Raw genomic sequence first — 20,115 nt, 5'->3', positions numbered from 1 at the left:
ATAACGCTTAAATCAGTTTCAGGGAGAGCCAGTAAAGGACGCCTGAAAGGATAATCGCTGCCGGCAGGGTCAGCACCCAGGCCATCAGAATGCTGGTCACCGTCTTTTTCTGCAGACCACCGCCATCCACCAGCATCGTCCCCGCTACCGAGGAGGAGAGTACGTGGGTGGTGGAAACCGGCATCCCGGTGTAGCTCGCCAGACCGATAGAAACCGCTGCGGTCATCTGAGCCGACATCCCCTGAGCGTAGGTCATGCCTTTCTTACCAATCTTCTCACCGATGGTGGTCGCCACGCGGCGCCAGCCGATCATGGTGCCGATACCCAGCGCCAGCGCGACAGCCATGATAATCCAGATTGGCGCGTACTCGATGGTGCTCAGCATATCGGTTTTCAGTTTCTTCAGCAGACGCTGGTCGTCAGCGCTCACATCCGGCAGCTTCGCCACCTTGTCGGTGGTGTCGGAGATGCAGAGCATGATGCGACGCAGCTGGCCGCGCTGTTCCGGTTTTAGCGACTCGTAGTTCTCAACGCCGGTCAGCATGGTTTTGACGCGGTCAAGGGCGTTGATGGTGTTCGCCGGATGGCAGTGGAACTCGCCATTGGCCGCGGTATTGGTATCCGGAGAAGGCACCAGCTGATCGACGCCGGTGGCTTTTTTCAGCAGTTCAGGACGCTGCTGGAAGAAGGTTTCCACGTTGTTGACCGCATCGCGGGTACGGGTGATTTCGTAACCAGAGGCATTCATATTCACCACGAAACCCGCCGGCGCGACGCCGATCAGCACCAGCATCACCAGGCCAATGCCTTTCTGCCCATCGTTAGCACCGTGAGAGAACGACACGCCAATAGCAGACAGGATCAGCGCGATACGGGTCCAGAACGGCGGCTTTTTCTTACCGTCTTTCTTTTCACGCTCTGCGGGCGTCAGGTGGATACGCGCGCGTTTTTTGGTTCCGCTCCAGTAGCGACGCAGCAGGAAAATCAGGCCGCCCGCGATCACCAGACCGACGATCGGCGAGATGATAAGCGAAGCAAAAATACCGATGACTTTCGGGATATTCAGCGCATCAACCACGGAAGTACCGGTCATCAGCGCATTGGTTAAACCAATGCCGATGATGGCGCCAATCAGGGTATGAGAACTGGAAGCTGGAAGACCGAAGTACCAGGTGCCGAGGTTCCAGATGATCGCCGCCAGCAGCATAGAGAACACCATGGCGAGGCCATGTGCGGAACCCATGTTAAGCAGCAGATCGGTCGGCAGCATATGCACGATGGCATAGGCTACGCTGAGACCGCCCAGCAGAACGCCGAAGAAGTTGAAGAGCGCCGCCATCGCCACAGCGAGCTGTGAGCGCATTGCGCGAGTGTAGATAACCGTAGCCACCGCGTTTGCGGTATCATGGAAACCGTTAATCGCTTCGTAAAACAGTACAAAAGCTAAAGCAAGCAATAATAATAGTCCGGTATGTAAATCCAGACCGGCAAATAAATGTAGCATAGGACGTTACGCCATTTTGAGGACATGAACGCGGCGCATTATCAGTGACTTTAGCGGCGCGGGCAAAGTGAAATATAGACTTTTTTTGATTTTCTTCCTGTTTAGGTTTTACCCTGTTGGGAGTAATCCTATATCTTTCAATGATGTATCTAATGCGGGATTTTTCCCGCTGGTGTGACCAGAGTGAAATATTTACAAAACCCGACAATTGGGGAACGAGGAACGCGGTGTGGAAAGGTTTGATGCCATTGTCGTTGGCGCCGGAGCGGCGGGAATGTTTTGCGCAGCGCAGGCGGGCCAGCTTGGCTGCCGCGTCCTGCTGCTGGATAACGGCAAAAAGCCGGGGAGAAAAATTCTGATGTCCGGCGGCGGCCGCTGCAACTTTACCAACATGTATGTTGAACCGGCGGCCTATTTGAGCCAAAACCCGCATTTTTGCAAATCTGCCCTGGCGCGCTACACCCAGTGGGACTTTATTGAGCTGGTCGGTAAATACGGCATCGCCTGGCATGAGAAGACCCTCGGCCAGCTGTTTTGCGATGATTCGGCGGAGCAGATCGTCAATCTGCTGCTCGCGGAATGTGAAAAGGGCGGCGTGCAGATCCGTCTGCGCAGCGAAATCCTCAGCGTGGAGCGCGATGAACAAGGCTACCGGCTACAGGTGAACGGCGAAACGCTGGTGACCAAAAAGCTGGTGATCGCCTCCGGCGGTCTGTCGATGCCGGGGCTCGGCGCCTCGCCGTTTGGCTATAAAGTCGCCGAGCAGTTCGGCCTGAAGGTGCTGCCGACCCGCGCGGGGCTGGTGCCGTTTACCCTCCACAAGCCATTGCTTGAGCAGCTGCAGGTCCTCTCCGGCGTGTCGGTGCCGTCGACCATTACCGCCGAGAACGGCACTCTGTTTCGCGAAAATCTGCTGTTCACCCACCGCGGCCTTTCCGGACCGGCGGTGCTGCAAATTTCCAGCTACTGGCAGCCCGGCGAGTTCGTCACCGTTAATCTGCTACCGGACTGCGATCTTGATGACTTCCTTAACGAGCAGCGCAGCGCGCATCCCAACCAGAGCCTGAAGAACACCCTGGCGATGCAGCTGCCGAAGCGGCTGGTGGAGTGTCTGCAGCAGCTGGGGCAGATACCTGATGTGACGCTCAAGCAACTGAACGTTCGCGATCAGCAGACGCTGGTGGAGACGTTAACCGCCTGGCGCGTGCAGCCGAACGGCACCGAAGGCTACCGGACGGCGGAGGTGACCCTCGGCGGCGTGGACACCAACGAACTCTCGTCGCGTACTATGGAGGCGCGTAAGGCGCCGGGTCTCTACTTTATCGGCGAAGTGATGGACGTTACCGGCTGGCTCGGGGGGTATAACTTCCAGTGGGCGTGGTCAAGCGCCTGGGCCTGCGCGCAGGCGCTGGTGGAAGGGTAATCTACGCGTCCGGGCGCCCTGGTGCCCGGACGTATATGATCAGTTCAACCCAAGAAAATACTGGGCGATTTTGAAATAGATAATCAGCCCGGTGCCATCAATCAGCGTGGCGATAAACGGCGCGGAAACTACCGCCGGGTCAATGCCGATCCGCTTAAGCACCATCGGAATGACCGAGGAGACAATCGCGCTCCACAGGGTAATGCACACCAGCGTCAGGCTGACGATGAGCGTGATTTCCATGCCAATCCCCATCATCCAGGCGCGCAGGCAGCCCGCCAGGCCCAGGGTCAGGGCAATCAGAAACGAGGTCGATACCTCTTTGCGGATCACCCGCCCCATATCGCGCAGTCGCACTTCCCCCAGCGCCATCGAGCGCACCAGCGTCGAGGTGATCTGCGTTCCGCTGTTGCCGCCGGTGCCGATGAGCAGCGGAATAAAGAAGGCCAGCGCGATGGCCGATTCCAGGGCTTCTTCGAAATGCTGCAGTACGCTGCTAGTGTAGGCTTCGGCCACGAACAGCAGCAGCAGCCACACCGAGCGTTTTTTCCACAGCGTCCAGGGGCTGATCTCGAGGTACGGTTTTTCCAGCGGCAGCGTTGCCCCCTGCAGCTGAGCATCTTCGGTGACGTCATCCTCCAGCAGATGGGCGATCTCCTTCTCCATCAGGCAGCCGACCAGCTCGCCTTTATCGACGACGGGGACCAGGTCGAGGCCGCGCTCGCTGAGCTCGGCAATCACCTGCTGGCGCTCATCGTCAGGTTTGACGCGAAACAGGCAGCTGTCCATCAGGTGGCGGATAGACTGGTTGATATCCGTTTCCTGGAGTAGCTTTTTGACCGACAGGCTGCCACGCAGCTTCTTGCCGGCGACGACAAACACCTGCCCGGGAATATCATCGCTGGCCAGCTGGGAGATAAAGTGTTCGCGCGCCTCATGAACGCTGAGATGTTCCTGCAGCGTAATAAAATCGGTACGCATGTACTGGACGATCGCATCGCCGTCGAAGCCAGAGGTCGCCTGATGGGCGGCGCAGAGTTGAATGGAAGACATGTTTAAAAATCCCTATAAAAAATCACTCATAGGGGCGAACAAGACAGGGTTAGCGCAGGCAGATCCCTACGTCCTGGTTTTAGCACTGCATAACGTATCTGAACGGTCATGACCGCCAGAAGTTACCTTGGCAACACCTTGATTCGATGGAAGCCTGTATTTCCCTGAGTGGTCTCTCTCGATACCAACAGGGCGGTAACTTGTATTTATGCAGGAGCCTCGCCATAACGAGATCGTTAAATGAGGCGCCATTATTGGCGAAGAGGGATAATTCACAAAGCGTATAGTTTATGTGGTTTATCAACTGTTGATAAACCACCCAAGAATTTTCAAATAATTAATCATCCGCTAAACACTGCAAATGCCCATGGCGCACGCCGCGCTGGGCAATCACGTCGTCGGCAAAATGCTGTACCTCGGCCATATCACCTTTCAGCACCGCAATCTCCAGGCAGTCGTCATGACTGATATGCACATGCAGCGTGGCGACGGAGAGATCGTGATGATGATGCTGGGTGGCCACCAGCCGGCTCGCCAGTTCGCGTTTCTCATGTTCATACACGTACGACAGGACGGCATACCCGCGCCGTGATTCCGGCGACGGAGGATCCTGGTTGAGGGCGTCGCGCAGAATATCGCGTACCGCCTCCGAACGGTTGTGGTAGCCGCGGCGGGCGCTTAGCGCATCGAGGGCGGCCAGCAGGTCATCATCAAGGGTCAGGGTTACGCGCTGCATGGCATGGCCTCGTTAAGCAGAGTGGCAGGAAAAGGGGGGAGCACCGCCTGCTGGAGCGCCTGTCCGGCAGGGGAACGCAGGCGTAGCGGTAGACTAACCGTTGCGGTTTCGACGATGCGCCCGTGCTCCATCACCAGCACTCGCTGGCAAAAGCGCTCCACCAGCCGCAGGTCATGGGTGATGAACAGGCAGGCGGTGTCAAACTGCGCCTGTAGACGCTTCAGCAGGGCGATAATCTCCGCCTGCAGCAGCAGATCGAGATTTGAAACCGCTTCATCAAGGATCAACAGCTGCGGCCGTACCGCCAGGGCGCGTGCCAGGCAGACGCGCTGCAGCTGTCCGCCGCTGACCTGCGCCGGGCGCTTATCGAGCAGCGACGGCGCGAGGTCGACGGCCAGCAGCATCTCTTCCACCCGCCGCGCACGCGCCTCACGCGACAAGCACAACAGATGGCGCAGCGGCTCGCTGACGATCTCGCGCACCGTTTTGCGCGGATTCACCGCGCTGAAGGCATCCTGAAATACCAGCTGAATATCACGGCGGAAGGCGCCGATGGCCTCGCCCTTCAGGGCGGCCAGCGGCGTGCCGCGCCAGGCAATATCGCCGTGCTGCGGCGTTTCCAGACCCACCAGCATCCGCGCCAGGGTGCTTTTCCCACAGCCGCTGCGTCCGAGCAGGGCCACCGTTTCGCCGGGGGCGATGGCGAGATGGATCGCATGCAGGACCCTGCCGTGGTGAGGATAATCGTGACTCACCCCGGTAGCGCTGAGTAAATTCATGGTGTTTTCTCCAGACCGTATAACGCCAGATGAGCGGCCAGCAGGCGCTGGCTGAGCGGGTGCCGCGGGGCGCTAAATAGCGTATTCACATCGCAGTGTTCAACGAGGCGACCGTTCTCCATCACCGTTACGTGATGCGCCAGCCGCGCCACGACGCCCATGTCATGCGTCACCAGCAGCAGTCCCAGACCGCGCCTGGCGACAATATCCGCCAGCAGGTCGAGGATGCGCGCCTGGGCGATGGCATCGAGATCGGTCGTCGGCTCGTCGGCGATGATAAAGGGCGCGCGGCTGAGCAGGGCGAGAGCGACCATCATCCGTTGCAGCATGCCCCCGCTCATTTCAAAAGGGTAGCGCTTCAGTAGCGCCCGCGGATTGTCCAGACCGACCTCCTCCATCGCTGCCAGCAGCACGGCGTCATTCGTTTCACGACCCGCTGCCCGGCAGGTTTCCCGGGCGTGCGCGGCCATGGTCTGCAGCGGGTTAAAGGCGCTACGCGGGTTCTGCATGATGGTGGCGATGGTCGCCCCGCGCAGCTGTTCGCCGTGCACCGGAATGCCGTCGAGAAGCACCCGGCCGGCGGTTTGCCTGACGCCGGGCGGCAGCAGGCCCAGCGCGGCGGCGCAGGTCAGCGATTTTCCGCAACCACTGCTGCCGAGCAGCGCCAGCACCTGGCCGCGGCGCAGGGTGAAGGAGACGTCGCTGACCAGCGGTCGGTCAGCGGCAAGCGAGATCTGTTCCAGTTGGATCTTCTGCGGCATCAGTGGCTATGCTCCGCGATCAGGTGGGGATCGAGACGATCGCGCAGCGCGTCGCCCAGCAGGTTAAAAGCCATCACGCTGATGAACAGCGCCAGCCCCGGCCAGACCATTTGCAGCGGCTGGGTCCAGATATACTGCCGGGCGTCGTTGATCATCACCCCCCATTCCGCCGTCGGCGCGCTGACGCCGAGACCGAGGAACGACATGCCGGCTACGTGAAGCATCATATGGCCGATATCCAGCGAGGCGAGCACCAGCAGCGAGGGGATCACCGCGCCGGCCAGATGGTCGCTGAACAGCCGCCACTGGCTGGCGCCGCTCAGACGGGCGGCGAGGATAAATTCGCGCTGGCGCAGGGAAACCACCAGGTTACGCACCATTCTGGCGTACCAGGCCCAGTGCGACAGCGCAATGGCGAGGATCACATTGGTCAGCCCGGTACCCAGCACTCCCACCATAAAGAACGATAGGATCGAGGTCGGAAAAGTCATAAACAGTTCGGCGATGCGCATCAGGCCGCGGTCGGCGCGGCCGCCCAGCAGTCCGGCGCAGCCGCCGACCGCCAGGCCGATCAGCAGCACCAGCAGCAGACAAGCCATCACCGCCCCCAGCGAAACGCGGGTGGCGGCCAGCAGGCGTGAGAAAATATCCCGGCCGAGATGATCGGTGCCGAGCCAGTGCGCTGCGCCCGGCGGTAGCAGCCGCTGCTGAAGGTCAATCGCCGCTGGATCCCAGGGCAGCCACCAGCCGCTGCCGATGGCGATGACCGCCAGCAGCGCGATAACCAGCATGGCCAGTTTTACCGGCCAGCGAAAGCTTTGTAGCCCTCTCATGCGCTCACCTCCTCGTGGCGGCGCAGGCGCGGGTCGAGCGCCGCGTTAAGCACATCTACCGCCAGATTAGCCAGCACGAACACCGTCACCATCATCAGGGTAAAGCACTGGATCACCGGGTAATCGCGATTGAAAATGGCGGAAACTGCGTAGCGGCCGACCCCGGGCCAGGCAAAGATATTTTCGATAATCATGGTGCCGCCGATCAGCTCGCCAATGTGCATGCCCATGGCGGTCACCACCGGCAGGGTGGCATTGCGCAGGATATGTCGGCGCTCCACCTGGCGCGCGCTCAATCCGCGCAGCCGCGCCCATATCACGTGACGCTGGCTGGCGGCGTCCAGCATGCTGGCGCGCAGCAGGCGGGCGTTGATCGCCAGCGACATAAAGGCGATGGAGACGGCGGGCAAAATCAGGTGCTGCCAGTCGCCATACCCCATCGCCGGGAGCCACTGCAGATGCACGGAAAAGAGCATCACCAGCAGAAAGGCCAGCCAGAAGTTGGGCATTGAGACGCCGAGGAAGGCAATCAGCCGTACGATATAGTCCGGCAGGCGATCGCGATGGCGCGCCGCCCAGATGCCCAACGGCAGGGAGGTGACGAGGATCAGCGCCAGCGCCGCGCCGGTGAGCAGCAGGGTGGCCGGCAGGAAGTGCAGCAGGTCGTCCAGCACCGGGCGCTGGGTGGCATAGGAGAGACCGAAATCCAGGTGCAGCGCCCGCCATAGCCAGTGCAGATACTGCATTGCCAGCGGCTGGTTGAGCCCCAGCAGCTCGCGGGTCGAGGCAACCATCTCTTCAGTGGGCGGCAGGTTCGACAGGCGTAAATAATCCAGCGCCGGGTCGCCGGCGCCGAGCCGCAGCAGCAGAAAGATGATGGCTGAGGCGGCGAGCAGCAGCGGGATCAGCAGCAGCAGGCGGCGTAAAATATAGCGTAGCATTATGGCGTTACCGGGGTAATCTGGTCGAAAGGGATCTCGCTGGTCACCGGGGCGAACGGGATCTCCCCGACTTCCTGGCGCGCGACCGACATCAGCGAGACATAGCTGATGGGCAGATACACCGCGTCCTGATGCAGACGGGTCAGCACATCATGGTACAGTTTTCTCCGCTGCGCCTCGTCCCCGGTGGTCAGCACTTCACTAATCTCTTTATCAATCAGTGCCTTGTCTGGCAGGCCGCGCTGGGCCTGGTAATCCGCATGCGAAGGGACGCGCATCGAGCTTAAAAAGGCATGCGGATCGTAGGGCGCGCCCCAGGTGCGATTGAAGATCATGCCGAAGCGGCCTTCGCGCTGGCGCGCGTAAATGCTGCTTTCCTCCTCGCCCACCAGGGTGACCTGCACGCCGACCTGCCGCAGATTGGCCTGAATAATTTCGGCCATCGATTTAGCCAGCGCGTCGGTGCCAATAAACGCCAGCTCAATCGCCAACGGTTGCCCGGCTTTTTGTCGCCAGGGCTGGCCCTCCAGCTGCTGCCAGCCGGCCTGTTCCAGCAGGGCGCGGGCTTTTGTCGGGTCGTAACGGCGCGGCGTCAGATTCTGCGGGGCGTAAGGGACGGAGGGGGCAAACAGGGTGTCGGCAACCTGCTGGGTGCCATACAACACGCTATCGACAAGGGTCTGTTTATCGACGGCGTAGTTGAGCGCCTCACGAACCGCCTGCTCGCGGGTCGGGCCCTGGCTGGCGTTTAGCGCCAGCATTACCGTCTCCGCCGGGGCGGACAGGCGCGCCACGTAGCCGGGGTGATGGCGAAAGCGTTCGAAGGTGTCCAGCGGCAGCAACCCTTCATCGCCGTAGAGCATATCGATTTCCCCGGTTTCGAACGCCACCGCCCGGCTGGTGGCGTCAGGGATCACCTTGATGGTGATTTGCTGTAGCGCGGGTTTGCGACCCCAGTAGCGCTCATTGCGCACCAGCACATCGCGCTGATTGAGCTGCGAGCTTGCCAGCCGCCACGGGCCGGTGCCGATCGGGGCTTTAATGCCCCTGGCGGTGCCGCCATCGATAAACTGCGAGGGGGCGATGAAGCGGAACGGGCGGGGCAGGGCCAGCTCTTGCAGTAAGGGGGCGTAGGCGCTTTTCAGGGTGATCTGCAGCTCGGTGGCGCTGAGGGCCCGCACGTCGGTTATTTGGTTGGCGAGCTCAAGCCAGGCGTGGCGTTGGCGGTTGGCCAGCACCGCCTGAAAATTGGCCGCCGCGGCCTGGGCATTAAACGGTTCGCCGTTGGAGAAGGCCACATCGTCGCGCAGGGTGAACCACCAGGTTTTGCCGTCGGCGGAGTGACGCCAGCGGGTTGCCAGCCAGGGCTGTACGCTGCCGTCAGCCTGATACTTCACCAGCGGTTCATAGACCATGCTTTGGGCAAACATCTGGTTGGGCGTATAGAGATGGGGATTCAGCGGGCCGACGTTAACCGGCCAGGCGGTGGTGAGCTGGTACGGCGCGGCCTGAGCCAGCAGAGGGACGCAGGCGAGCAGCGCCAGCAGGGTGAGGCGGATAATAGACAAGACGGCAATCTCAACGACAGGAAAGTATGACGATTTTAGTGATTCATCATACTTTGGGAGTAACCTGGATCAATATTGCGCCGGAAAGTATAAGAAAATCGTATCATTACGCCCAGGCGACCAGCGCCGCCTTACCCCTCAGGGCGTCCGGAACAACGCCAGCAGCGTGGCCACCTGTTCGTCGATCGGCGCCAGGTCCCGCTTGACGATCAGATGCAGCGGCGTCGCGCGGCGCGCGCCATGGCTGAGGGGCAGCCGCTTCAGCACGCCCTGGTCGAGATGGGGGCGAATGCGCTCCTCCGGCAGCCAGCCGAAGCCGACCTGATACATCACCGCATCAATGGCGGCATCAATGGTGGAGAAGGTCCAGGCGTCTCGCGGCGCCTGGCTATCGCCGCCCTGATCGGCAATGCGCACCAGCGGCCACGGCGCCAGCGCGCTATCCTCCAGCGGTCCGTCCAGCGCGGCGAGAGGGTGGTCGCGGTGGGCGACGGCGATGAAATCAATATTCATCAGCCACTCCCCGCGGCCGGTAATATCCTGGCGGCGGGTCAACACCATCACATCGGCTTCCGTCCGCGCCGCGCTCTCGTCATCCAGGTTTTCCAGCACTTCGGTGAGCCTGACCTGGGTCTGCGGATAGCGCTGCTGAAACTGGCGTAAAATCGCGAACAGCCGCTGGCGCGGGAAAATACTGTCGACCACCAGATCCAGGCGGGTCCGCGCCCCGTTGCGCAGAGTGGCGGCGTGCGTCTCGACGTAGGCGAAGGCCTGCAGCAGCGGCTTGACCTGATTCAGCAGTAGTTCGCCAGCCGGCGTCAGCACCGCCCGCCGGCCGGACGGCGCCAGCAGCGCCACGCCTAAGCGCTCCTGCAGCAGCGCGAGGTTATAGCTTACCGATGACTGACTGCGATTGGTCTCCTCCGCCGCTCTGGCAAAGCTCCCCAATTCCACTACCTTTTCGAGTAACGCCCACTGCTCCAGGGTTGTCTTGTGCATAATCAATCTAAAATTTTAATGTATTTAATCCAAACATAGCGTTATTCATTCATTTTTTAAAGACGTATGCTGTCCTCAACAAAACAGAGGAGAATAAATGATGAGCACTTTCGACAAACATGACCTCGGCGGCTTTATCGGTAAACATCTGGTCTATACCTACGACAACGGCTGGAACTACGAGATTTACGTCAAAAATGGCCACACCCTCGACTACCGTATTCACAGCGGCATCGTCGGCAATCGCTGGGTGAAAGATCAGGAAGCGTACATTGTGCGGGTGGGGGAAAGTATCTACAAAATCTCCTGGACCGAACCGACCGGCACCGACGTCAGCCTGATCGTCAACCTGGGCGACAAACTGTTCCACGGCACTATTTTCTTCCCGCGCTGGATCATGAATAACCCGGAAAAAACTATCTGCTTCCAGAACGACCATATTCCGCTGATGAATTCGTATCGCGATGCCGGCCCGGCCTACCCGACGGAAGTGATTGACGAGTTCGCCACTATCACCTTCATTCGCGACTGTGGCGCGGATAATGACGAGGTCATTAATTGCCCGGCGAGCGAATTGCCTGCGGATTTTCCTGCAAATTTGTAATTCAGCAGAAATAACTTTGTGATCTGCGCTAACTTTTTGTCATTAAGCGTGACAATGACAGAATAATAAATTGTGAACTGGTTTAGTTCTCGTTTAATTTCAACTATTGCGTTCCTGTTCTCTTTTTCGTGACAGGAACGCATCTCCGTCAAATTTCTGCCATAAAAAACTCCTATCATACTGTTTATTAATAATTTATTTCTTATTCCGAAGAAATATTAATTTCTTAATATTATCCTAAGCAAGGTCGACTACATTAATAGTGGTCGAGATACCCTGAAATGGAATGCCGTGCTGAACTCACTTCATTTTAATTTCGTTTAAGTCCGCAGGCGCAGGATATTTTATTCTAACGACCCAGATTCGTGCGTGGGTCATCTACAGAACAGGATGATGATGAGCGATTTTTTGCCTTTTTCACGCCCGTCGATGGGCGACGCAGAGCTGGCTGCGCTGCGTGAAGTTTTAGCGTCGGGCTGGATCACCACCGGGCCGAAGAATCAGGCACTTGAAGCGGCATTCTGCCAGCTGACCGGCAACCGTCATGCGATTGCCGTCAGTTCAGCGACCGGCGGGATGCATGTGACCCTGATGGCGCTGGGTATTGGCCCCGGCGATGAAGTCATTACGCCGTCCCAGACCTGGGTCTCCACTCTCAATATGATCTGCCTGCTGGGCGCCACGCCGGTGATGATCGATGTCGATAACGACAATCTGATGATTACCCCTGCAGCGGTGGAAGCGGCGATCACCTCGCGTACCAAAGCGATAATTCCCGTGCACTACGCGGGCGCGCCAGCCGATATCGACGCCATTCGCGCGGTGGGCGAGCGCCATGGCATTTCGGTGATCGAAGACGCCGCCCATGCGGCCGGTACCCATTATAAAGGCCGCCACGTGGGCTGGCAGGGGACCGCCATTTTCTCGTTCCACGCGATCAAAAACATGACCTGCGCCGAAGGCGGGCTGATTGTCACCGACGACGACGAGCTGGCCTCCCGCATCCGTAGCCTGAAATTCCATGGTCTGGGCGTGGACGCTTATGATCGCCAGACCCACGGCCGCGCGCCGCAGGCGGAGGTGATCACCCCGGGCTTCAAGTACAACCTTGCCGATATCAACGCCGCTCTGGCGCTGGTCCAGCTGGAAAAACTGAGCCACGCCAATCAGCGCCGGACCGAGATTGCCCAGCGCTACCTGCGCGAGCTGGCGGACACGTCGTTTAAACCGCTGAGCGTCCCGGCATGGGAGCACCAGCACGCCTGGCATCTGTTTATCATCCGCGTCGATGAGGCCGCGTGCGGCATCAGCCGCGACGCGCTGATGGAAAAGCTGAAGGCGATGGGCATCGGCACCGGCCTGCACTTCCGTGCGGCCCATACGCAAAAATATTACCGCGAGCGCTTCCCTGAGGTTTCCCTGCCGAATACCGAATGGAACAGCGCCCGCATCTGCTCTCTCCCGTTGTTCCCGGATATGACCGATGACGATGTCACTCGCGTTATCTCCGCACTGCGCCAGTTGTCAGGACGTTGATATGCTTACTTACCCTCCCGTGAAGAAGGTCTCGGTGGTTATCCCGGTTTATAACGAACAGGATAGCCTGCCGGAACTGCTTCGTCGTACGGATGCCGCCTGCGCCACCCTGGGGCGGCAATATGAAATTCTGTTGATCGACGATGGCAGCAGCGACGATTCCGCGCGCATGCTCACCGAAGCCGCCGAGGCGGAAGGCAGCCACGTCGTCGCCGTGCTGTTAAACCGTAACTACGGCCAGCACTCGGCGATCATGGCCGGCTTCAGCCATGTAACCGGCGATCTGATTATTACCCTCGACGCCGACCTGCAAAACCCGCCGGAGGAGATCCCGCGGCTGGTGGCGAAGGCTGATGAAGGTTACGACGTGGTGGGCACCGTCCGCCAGAACCGTCAGGACAGCATCTTCCGTAAAACCGCGTCGAAGATGATCAACCGCCTGATCCAGCGCACCACCGGCAAAGCGATGGGCGACTACGGCTGCATGCTGCGCGCTTACCGCCGCCATATCATCGACGCCATGCTCAACTGCCATGAGCGCAGCACCTTTATCCCGATCCTGGCGAATACCTTCGCCCGGCGCGCGGTGGAGATCCCGGTGATGCACGCCGAGCGCGAATTCGGCGACTCCAAATACAGCTTCATGCGCCTGATCAACCTGATGTACGACCTGGTGACCTGTCTGACCACCACGCCGCTGCGTCTGCTCAGCATTTTCGGCAGCGTGATTGCCCTGCTGGGCTTCGCCTTCGGCCTGCTGCTGGTGGTGCTGCGTCTGGCCTTTGGCCCGCAGTGGGCGGCGGAAGGGGTGTTTATGCTCTTCGCCGTGCTGTTCATGTTCATCGGCGCCCAGTTTGTCGGTATGGGCCTGCTCGGGGAGTATATCGGCCGCATCTATAACGACGTGCGCGCCCGCCCCCGCTACTTTATTCAACGTGTTGTTCGCCAGCCGGAAACGGCATCTAAAGAGGAAGATCGTTCATGAAAGCCGTAGTCTTCGCTTATCACGATATGGGCTGCACCGGTATCCAGGCTCTGCTGGACGCCGGGTATGATATCGCTGCTATTTTCACCCACCCGGATAACCCTGGCGAAAACCATTTCTTTGGCTCCGTGGCGCGCCTTGCCGCCGAGCAGGGCATTCCGGTGTGGGCGCCGGAAGACGTGAACCATCCGCTGTGGATTGAGCGTATCCGCGAGATGAAGCCGGACGTGCTGTTCTCCTTCTACTATCGCAACCTGCTGGGCGATGAGATCCTCAATCTGGCGCCGAAAGGGGCGTTCAACCTGCACGGTTCGCTGCTGCCAAAATATCGCGGCCGCGCGCCGCTGAACTGGGTGCTGGTCAATGGCGAAAGCGAAACCGGCGTCACCCTGCACCGGATGGTGAACCGCGCAGACGCTGGCGATATCGTCGCCCAGCAGGCCGTGGCGATTGGCGCGGATGACGCCGCCCTGACGCTGCATCGTAAGCTGTGCGCCGCCGCCACTGAGCTGCTGAGCCGGGCGCTGCCGGCGATCCTCGCCGGCACCACCGATGAGCGTCCGCAGGATCACAGCCAGGCAACCTATGTGGGGCGTCGTACCCCGGAAGATGGCCGGCTGGACTGGGAGCTGCCGGCGCAGACCCTGCACAATCTGGTGCGTGCGGTCTCGGATCCGTGGCCGGGCGCCTTCGGCTACGCCGGATCGAACAAGTTTATCGTCTGGAAATCCCGCGTTCGCCACGATTTGCCAGCAGCTAAACCGGGCACCGTGCTCTCCATTGCGCCGCTGATCGTCGCGTGCCAGGACGGGGCGCTGGAGATTGTCACCGGCCAGACCGAACGCGGCGTGTACATGCAGGGCGCTCAGCTGGCGCAGGCGCTGGGCCTGGTGTCCGGGGCGGTGATCAGCAGCAAACCGGTGGTGGCGATTAAGCGTCGCACCCGGGTGCTGATCCTCGGCGTCAACGGCTTTATCGGTAACCACCTGACCGAGCGCCTGCTGCAGGACGACAACTATGAGATTTACGGTCTGGATATCGGCTCCGACGCCATCAGCCGTTTTCTCGACTGTCCGCGTTTCCACTTTGTGGAAGGCGATATCAGCATTCACTCCGAGTGGATCGAGTATCACATTAAGAAATGCGACGTGGTGCTGCCGCTGGTGGCCATCGCCACGCCTATCGAATACACCCGCAACCCGCTGCGCGTGTTCGAGCTGGATTTCGAAGAGAACCTGAAAATCATCCGCGACTGCGTGAAATACAATAAGCGCATTATCTTCCCGTCGACCTCGGAAGTGTACGGCATGTGCACCGACAAAAATTTCGACGAAGATAGCTCCAACCTGGTGGTGGGGCCGATCAACAAACAGCGCTGGATCTACTCGGTCTCCAAGCAGCTGCTGGATCGCGTGATCTGGGCCTATGGCGATAAGAATGGCCTCAAGTTCACCCTGTTCCGTCCGTTCAACTGGATGGGGCCGCGTCTGGATAACCTCAACGCCGCGCGTATCGGTAGCTCCCGCGCCATCACTCAGCTGATCCTCAACCTGGTGGAAGGGTCGCCGATCAAGCTTATCGAAGGCGGCAAGCAGAAGCGCTGCTTCACCGACATCAGCGACGGTATCGAAGCGCTGTTCCGCATCATCGAGAACAAAGACGGCCGCTGCGACGGGCAGATCATTAACATCGGCAACCCGGATAACGAAGCGAGTATCAAAGAGCTGGCCGAAATGCTGCTCGCCTGCTTCGAACGTCATCCGCTGCGCGATCGCTTCCCGCCGTTCGCCGGCTTCCGTGAAGTGGAAAGCAGCGATTACTACGGAAAGGGCTACCAGGACGTTGAGCATCGTAAGCCGAGCATCCGCAACGCCAAACGCTGCCTGAACTGGGAGCCGAAGGTGGAGATGGAAGAAACGGTCGAACACACGCTGGACTTCTTCCTGCGCACGGTTGAACTGGTGGACGATAAAAATCCATGAAACAGGTCGGCTTACGCATAGATGTCGATACCTTTCGCGGCACGCGGGACGGCGTTCCGCGGCTGCTGGAGCTGCTGGGCCGGCATGGGATCCAGGCAAGCTTCTTCTTCAGCGTCGGGCCGGACAATATGGGGCGCCACCTGTGGCGCCTGGTAAAACCGAAGTTTCTGTGGAAGATGCTGCGTTCCAGAGCCGCCTCGCTGTACGGCTGGGATATTCTGCTGGCCGGCACCGCCTGGCCGGGGCGCCGCATCGGCGCAGGGAACGAAGCGGTGATCCGCGCCGCCGCCGAATCTCATGAAGTCGGCCTGCACGCCTGGGACCACTACAGCTGGCAGGCGTGGAGCGGCGTCTGGCCGCAGGAACGGCTGGCGCTGGAGGTTGAGCGCGGCCTGCTGGAGCTCGAGCGCATCATCGGCCGGCCGGTGACCTGCTCGGCCGTCGCCGGCTGGCGCGCCGATCAGCGGGTGGTTAAAGCCAAAGAATCCTTCGATTTTCTCTACAACAGCGACTGTCGCGGCACGCGGCCGTTTCTGCCCCAGCTCGGCAGCGGCGTCTCTGGTACCGTGCAGATCCCGGTCACGTTGCCGACCTGGGACGAGGCGGTGGGCACGGCGGTGGATATCGCCGGCTTTAACCGCTACCTGCTGGACTGCATCCATCGCGATGCGGGCGTGCCGGTCTATACCATTCACGCTGAAGTGGAAGGCATTGCCTACGCCGATCAGTTCAATGAACTACTGACCATGGCGGCGGAAGAAGAAATTCAGTTTTGCCCACTGAGCCAGCTGCTGCCCGCTGACTTTAGCGAGCTGCCCTCAGGCAAAGTGGTTCGTGGTGAACTGGCTGGCCGGGAAGGCTGGCTCGGACGTGAACAATTACTGACTTCGGGTGTTTGATGAAAAGCATTCGCTATGGCGTCTCTCTGATTGCGCTGTTTGCGCTGTATTATCTGCTGCCGCTCAATTTCCGTTTGCTCTGGCAACCCGACGAAACCCGCTACGCGGAGATCAGCCGTGAAATGCTGGCCACCGGCGACTGGGTGGTACCGCATTTTCTCGGCCTGCGCTACTTCGAAAAACCGATTGCCGGTTACTGGATCAACAGTATTGGTCAGTGGCTGTTTGGCCATAATAACTTCGGCGTACGCTTCGGGTCGGTCTTCGCTATCACCATGACCGCCCTGCTGGTGGCCTGGCTGGCGTGGCGGATCTTTCGTGATAAGCGGGTAGCTATCCTGTCGCCGATTATCTTCCTCACCGCGATGCTGGTGTATGCGATTGGCACCTATGCGGTGCTGGACCCGATGATCACCCTGTGGCTGGCGCTGGCGATGTGCAGCTTCTGGGGCGCGGCGCAGGCGCACAGCCGCAGCGGCAAAATACTGAGCTACGTGCTGCTGGGCGTCGCCTGCGGGATGGGGGTGATGACCAAAGGCTTCCTGGCGCTGGCGGTGCCGGTGGTGGGCGTTCTGCCGTGGGTGATCGCCCGTAAACGCTGGCGTGAAGTGCTGACCTACGGCTGGCTGGCGGTAATCGTCTGTACGCTGGTGGTGCTGCCCTGGGGGCTGGCTATCGCTCAGCGCGAGCCGGACTTCTGGCGCTACTTCTTCTGGGTCGAGCATATTCAGCGTTTTGCTGAAAAAGACGCCCAGCACAAAGCGCCGTTCTGGTACTACATCCCGTTCCTGATCGCCGGCAGTCTGCCGTGGCTGGCCCTGCTGCCGGGGGCGCTAAAGCGCGGCTGGCTTGAGCGCGATGAGGCCCGCGGCGCGCTGTATCTGTTAGGTTGGGTGGCGATGCCGTTCCTGTTCTTCAGTATCGCCAAAGGCAAACTGCCGACCTATATTCTGCCGTGCTTTGCGCCGCTGTCGATCCTGATGGCCCGCTACGCGCTGGAGGCCGCAAAGACCGGCGCGAAAGCGTTGCGCATCAACGGTATGATCAACCTGGGCGTTGGTTTGCTGGGGCTTATCGCCGTGCTGGTGGTCTCGCCGTGGGGCTTCATGCATAAGCCGGTGTGGACCAAGATTGAGCTGTATAAATGTCTGCTGGCGGCGATCGCTTTTGCCGTCTGGGCGCTGATGGGCTGGCTGGCGATGAAAGACTCTGGCCGCCGCTGGAGCCTCGCCGCGCTCTGTCCGCTCGGCCTGGCGCTGCTGGTGGGCTTCGCCATCCCGGACCGGGTTATCGACAGCAAACAGCCGCAGTTCCTTGTGGAGATCGTCAGCGAATCCCTGCAGCCCAGCCGTTACGTCCTGACCAACAACGTTGGGATCGCCGGCGGCCTGGCCTGGGAGCTGAAGCGAAGCGATATTATTATGTTCGACAAACAGGGTGAGCTGAAGTACGGTCTCGACTGGCCGGATGCTCAGGGAAGCTTTGTCAGCCAGGCCGGTTTTGCCGACTGGCTGGCCGCGCATCGTCAGCAGGGGCCGGTCTCGCTGGTGCTGTTGATGGATAAAGGAGAGAGTATGCTCGACTTACCGTTACCGAAACCGGATAACGCCTACGAGCTGGGCCGGGTCGTTTTCCTTCAGTACCTGCCGCAATGAGCGTCTGGATCTGTCTGGTGTGCGCCAGCCTGCTGAGCTGCGCCGGACAGCTCTGCCAGAAACAGGCGACCCGCCCGTCCCGTCGCGGACGGCGGAGTCGTCATATACTCTTCTGGTTGGGGATGGCGCTGTTATGTCTGGGCTGCGGCATGCTGCTGTGGCTGAGCGTCCTGCAGTCTATTCCGGTCAGCATCGCCTATCCGATGCTGAGTCTGAATTTCGTCTGGGTTACCCTCGCGGGCTGGGGCATCTGGCATGAGCCGGTCGCCCGTCGCCACTGGCTTGGCGTCGGGTTGATCGTCGTGGGCATTGTCATTCTGGGGACCAGCGTCTGATGGGCTTTTTCTGGGCATTACTCAGCGTCGGCCTCGTCAGCGCCGCGCAGTTGCTGCTGCGCAGCGCCATGGTGGCCTTGCCGCCGCTGACCGATATTGTGGCATTTCTCCAGCATCTGCTGCATTTCCAGCCCGGGACTTTCGGCCTGTTTTTCGGCCTGCTGGGCTACCTGCTGTCGATGGTCTGCTGGTACTTTGCCCTCCATCGCCTGCCGCTGTCGAAAGCGTATGCGCTACTGAGCCTGAGCTATATCCTCGTGTGGGCCGCCGCCATCTGGCTGCCCGGCTGGCATGAGCCGTTCTACTGGCAATCGCTGCTGGGCGTGGCGATCATCGTCGCCGGCGTATTGACCATCTTCTGGCCGGTGAAACGCCGCTAGCCGGGGAGCCGGCTTTTGGGACGGCCCGGGCCGAGCAGGATCGCCAGCTTGCTGCCTCCGACGGTGGTTTCCATCCAGATTTTACAGACGCTGGTTAACGGCACCGAGAGCAGCATTCCCACCGGCCCCAGCAGCCAGCCCCAGACCAACAACGACAGGAACACCACCAGGGTCGACATCCCCAGCCGGTGGCCCATCATGCGCGGCTCCACCATGTTGCCCAGCACCATATGCACCACCAGAAACAGCGCCCCTACCAACAGGCACTCATAGATGCCGCTGAACAGCAGCGCCTGCAGCATGGGGGGGATAGCGGAGATGGCGGAGCCAATGTTCGGCACATAGTTCAGCAAAAACGCCAGCACCCCCCACATCAGGGCGAACTGTACCCCCATCGCCAGCAGCCCCAGCCAGACAATCAGCCCGGTCCACAGGCTAATCAGCGTCTTCAGCGCCAGATAATGGGTGACGCCTTTCAGCGCCCGGTGCAATCCGGCGATATGCAGGCGCGGGTTATTGAGGGCAAAACGCAGTTTGTAGGGCAGGTGGCGAACCTCAAACAGCATAAAGATCACCGTCATCACCAGCAGCACGATGCTGGCCATCGCCCCGGAAAGCTGGGTCATCAGCGTCGTGGCCCAGGTCATCAGCCGTTCTGAATCCATGCGCCGCAGCATCCGCTCCGGATTGATATGCAGATTAAGGAAGGGGAGATACTCCTGGAGCTGGAGGATCTTGCGCGTCAGGGCGCGGTTGAAATCGGGCAGCATGGCGACAAAGTCATTGAGCGACGCCGCCAGCACGCCGAGCAGCGCGGTGAGCATCACCAGCATCGCCGTCACCACCAGGGTAATGGCGAACGGACGCCGCACCCCGCGGCGAATGAACCAGGTGACCAGCGGGTTGAGAACAATAGCGAAAAACAGCGCCAGCAGCAGCTGCACCAGGATATCGGCGGCGGCGTGGATCCCGGCGAGGATAATCACCAGCGCCGCCAGCTTAAGTAAAATATGAAGCCCGGCTTTATCAGCCTGCGGAGGGGACATAGGTATTCCTTTTATGAGTCGCGCCAGATAAGTGTAGCGGTTCGCCGACTGCCAATATTCCGAAAGGAGGGCTGCTTTTCCGCCGACAGCGTGGTA

Annotated in this window: 19 protein-coding genes and 1 riboswitch; of the genes, 9 read left to right on the top strand and 10 right to left on the bottom strand. The window is 60.2% G+C overall.

Annotated elements, in window-relative coordinates:
* Positions 1-7 precede the first annotated feature (7 nt).
* Positions 8-1,504 carry an inorganic phosphate transporter PitA gene (pitA, locus tag KHQ26_RS06740; protein ID WP_002921200.1) on the bottom strand — a complete coding sequence of 499 codons (1,497 nt, stop codon included), beginning with the start codon at positions 1,502-1,504 and terminating at the stop codon, positions 8-10.
* Between the two features lie 229 nt (positions 1,505-1,733).
* Here pitA and KHQ26_RS06735 point away from each other — a divergent pair, with 229 nt between their 5' ends.
* Positions 1,734-2,927: an NAD(P)/FAD-dependent oxidoreductase gene (locus tag KHQ26_RS06735; RefSeq protein ID WP_004150109.1), complete on the top strand. Its 1,194-nt coding sequence runs from the start codon at positions 1,734-1,736 to the stop codon at positions 2,925-2,927.
* Between the two features lie 39 nt (positions 2,928-2,966).
* On the opposite strand, the gene KHQ26_RS06730 is transcribed toward KHQ26_RS06735, so the two are convergent.
* The 8 genes from KHQ26_RS06730 to KHQ26_RS06695 form a co-directional block, all read right to left on the bottom strand.
* The gene (locus tag KHQ26_RS06730; RefSeq protein WP_002921192.1) at positions 2,967-3,980 is read right to left on the bottom strand and encodes a magnesium transporter; all 1,014 of its coding nucleotides are present in this window, start codon (positions 3,978-3,980) and stop codon (positions 2,967-2,969) included.
* Positions 3,981-4,037: 57 nt separating this feature from the next.
* Positions 4,038-4,219, bottom strand: a riboswitch (M-box (ykoK) riboswitch).
* Positions 4,220-4,317: 98 nt separating this feature from the next.
* Entirely contained in the window at positions 4,318-4,716 is a 399-nt protein-coding gene (nikR, locus tag KHQ26_RS06725; protein ID WP_002921188.1) for a nickel-responsive transcriptional regulator NikR, read from the bottom strand.
* Positions 4,704-5,495, bottom strand: coding sequence for a nickel import ATP-binding protein NikE (gene nikE, locus KHQ26_RS06720; RefSeq protein ID WP_004173958.1), 792 nt, complete (start codon positions 5,493-5,495; stop codon positions 4,704-4,706). The genes nikR and nikE overlap by 13 nt, the downstream gene beginning before the upstream one ends.
* A complete protein-coding gene (locus KHQ26_RS06715; RefSeq protein WP_004173959.1) occupies positions 5,492-6,256 on the bottom strand; it encodes a nickel import ATP-binding protein NikD in 765 nt (254 codons plus the stop codon). The genes nikE and KHQ26_RS06715 overlap by 4 nt, the downstream gene beginning before the upstream one ends.
* On the bottom strand, positions 6,256-7,089 hold the full coding sequence (gene nikC, locus KHQ26_RS06710; protein ID WP_004151422.1) for a nickel ABC transporter permease subunit NikC: 834 nt from the start codon (positions 7,087-7,089) through the stop codon (positions 6,256-6,258). Before nikC ends, KHQ26_RS06715 begins: the two co-directional genes overlap by 1 nt.
* On the bottom strand, positions 7,086-8,030 hold the full coding sequence (nikB, locus tag KHQ26_RS06705) for a nickel ABC transporter permease subunit NikB (RefSeq protein ID WP_002921105.1): 945 nt from the start codon (positions 8,028-8,030) through the stop codon (positions 7,086-7,088). The genes nikC and nikB overlap by 4 nt, the downstream gene beginning before the upstream one ends.
* Positions 8,030-9,598: a nickel ABC transporter substrate-binding protein gene (gene nikA, locus KHQ26_RS06700; RefSeq protein ID WP_004173960.1), complete on the bottom strand. Its 1,569-nt coding sequence runs from the start codon at positions 9,596-9,598 to the stop codon at positions 8,030-8,032. Before nikA ends, nikB begins: the two co-directional genes overlap by 1 nt.
* A 138-nt stretch (positions 9,599-9,736) precedes the next feature.
* Positions 9,737-10,597 carry a LysR family transcriptional regulator gene (locus tag KHQ26_RS06695; RefSeq protein ID WP_004151421.1) on the bottom strand — a complete coding sequence of 287 codons (861 nt, stop codon included), beginning with the start codon at positions 10,595-10,597 and terminating at the stop codon, positions 9,737-9,739.
* Positions 10,598-10,694: 97 nt separating this feature from the next.
* Here KHQ26_RS06695 and KHQ26_RS06690 point away from each other — a divergent pair, with 97 nt between their 5' ends.
* The 8 genes from KHQ26_RS06690 (at position 10,695) to arnF (ending at position 18,973) form a co-directional block, all read left to right on the top strand.
* Entirely contained in the window at positions 10,695-11,201 is a 507-nt protein-coding gene (locus tag KHQ26_RS06690) for a phenolic acid decarboxylase (protein WP_004173961.1), read from the top strand.
* A gap of 396 nt (positions 11,202-11,597) precedes the next feature.
* Positions 11,598-12,737, top strand: a complete 1,140-nt coding sequence (arnB, locus tag KHQ26_RS06685) for a UDP-4-amino-4-deoxy-L-arabinose aminotransferase (protein ID WP_004173962.1) — start codon at positions 11,598-11,600, stop codon at positions 12,735-12,737.
* Between the two features lies 1 nt (position 12,738).
* Positions 12,739-13,722 (top strand): undecaprenyl-phosphate 4-deoxy-4-formamido-L-arabinose transferase, encoded by a 984-nt coding sequence (gene arnC / locus KHQ26_RS06680; protein ID WP_002921035.1) that lies wholly within the window; start codon positions 12,739-12,741, stop codon positions 13,720-13,722.
* Positions 13,719-15,704 (top strand): bifunctional UDP-4-amino-4-deoxy-L-arabinose formyltransferase/UDP-glucuronic acid oxidase ArnA, encoded by a 1,986-nt coding sequence (gene arnA / locus KHQ26_RS06675; protein WP_049125505.1) that lies wholly within the window; start codon positions 13,719-13,721, stop codon positions 15,702-15,704. Before arnC ends, arnA begins: the two co-directional genes overlap by 4 nt.
* Positions 15,701-16,603, top strand: coding sequence for a 4-deoxy-4-formamido-L-arabinose-phosphoundecaprenol deformylase (gene arnD, locus KHQ26_RS06670; RefSeq protein ID WP_004173977.1), 903 nt, complete (start codon positions 15,701-15,703; stop codon positions 16,601-16,603). Before arnA ends, arnD begins: the two co-directional genes overlap by 4 nt.
* The gene (gene arnT, locus KHQ26_RS06665) at positions 16,603-18,258 is read left to right on the top strand and encodes a lipid IV(A) 4-amino-4-deoxy-L-arabinosyltransferase (RefSeq protein ID WP_004173979.1); all 1,656 of its coding nucleotides are present in this window, start codon (positions 16,603-16,605) and stop codon (positions 18,256-18,258) included. The genes arnD and arnT overlap by 1 nt, the downstream gene beginning before the upstream one ends.
* Positions 18,255-18,593 (top strand): 4-amino-4-deoxy-L-arabinose-phosphoundecaprenol flippase subunit ArnE, encoded by a 339-nt coding sequence (gene arnE, locus KHQ26_RS06660; RefSeq protein WP_002920864.1) that lies wholly within the window; start codon positions 18,255-18,257, stop codon positions 18,591-18,593. The genes arnT and arnE overlap by 4 nt, the downstream gene beginning before the upstream one ends.
* On the top strand, positions 18,593-18,973 hold the full coding sequence (gene arnF, locus KHQ26_RS06655; protein WP_002920863.1) for a 4-amino-4-deoxy-L-arabinose-phosphoundecaprenol flippase subunit ArnF: 381 nt from the start codon (positions 18,593-18,595) through the stop codon (positions 18,971-18,973). The genes arnE and arnF overlap by 1 nt, the downstream gene beginning before the upstream one ends.
* Here arnF and KHQ26_RS06650 read toward each other — a convergent pair.
* The gene (locus KHQ26_RS06650; protein WP_004145147.1) at positions 18,970-20,019 is read right to left on the bottom strand and encodes an AI-2E family transporter; all 1,050 of its coding nucleotides are present in this window, start codon (positions 20,017-20,019) and stop codon (positions 18,970-18,972) included. The genes arnF and KHQ26_RS06650 overlap by 4 nt on opposite strands.
* Positions 20,020-20,115: the final 96 nt, after the last annotated feature.

Source organism: Klebsiella sp. 10 (assembly GCF_018223925.1).
GTDB lineage: Bacteria > Pseudomonadota > Gammaproteobacteria > Enterobacterales > Enterobacteriaceae > Klebsiella > Klebsiella pneumoniae.
This window is presented reverse-complemented; position numbering and strand designations above follow the sequence as displayed.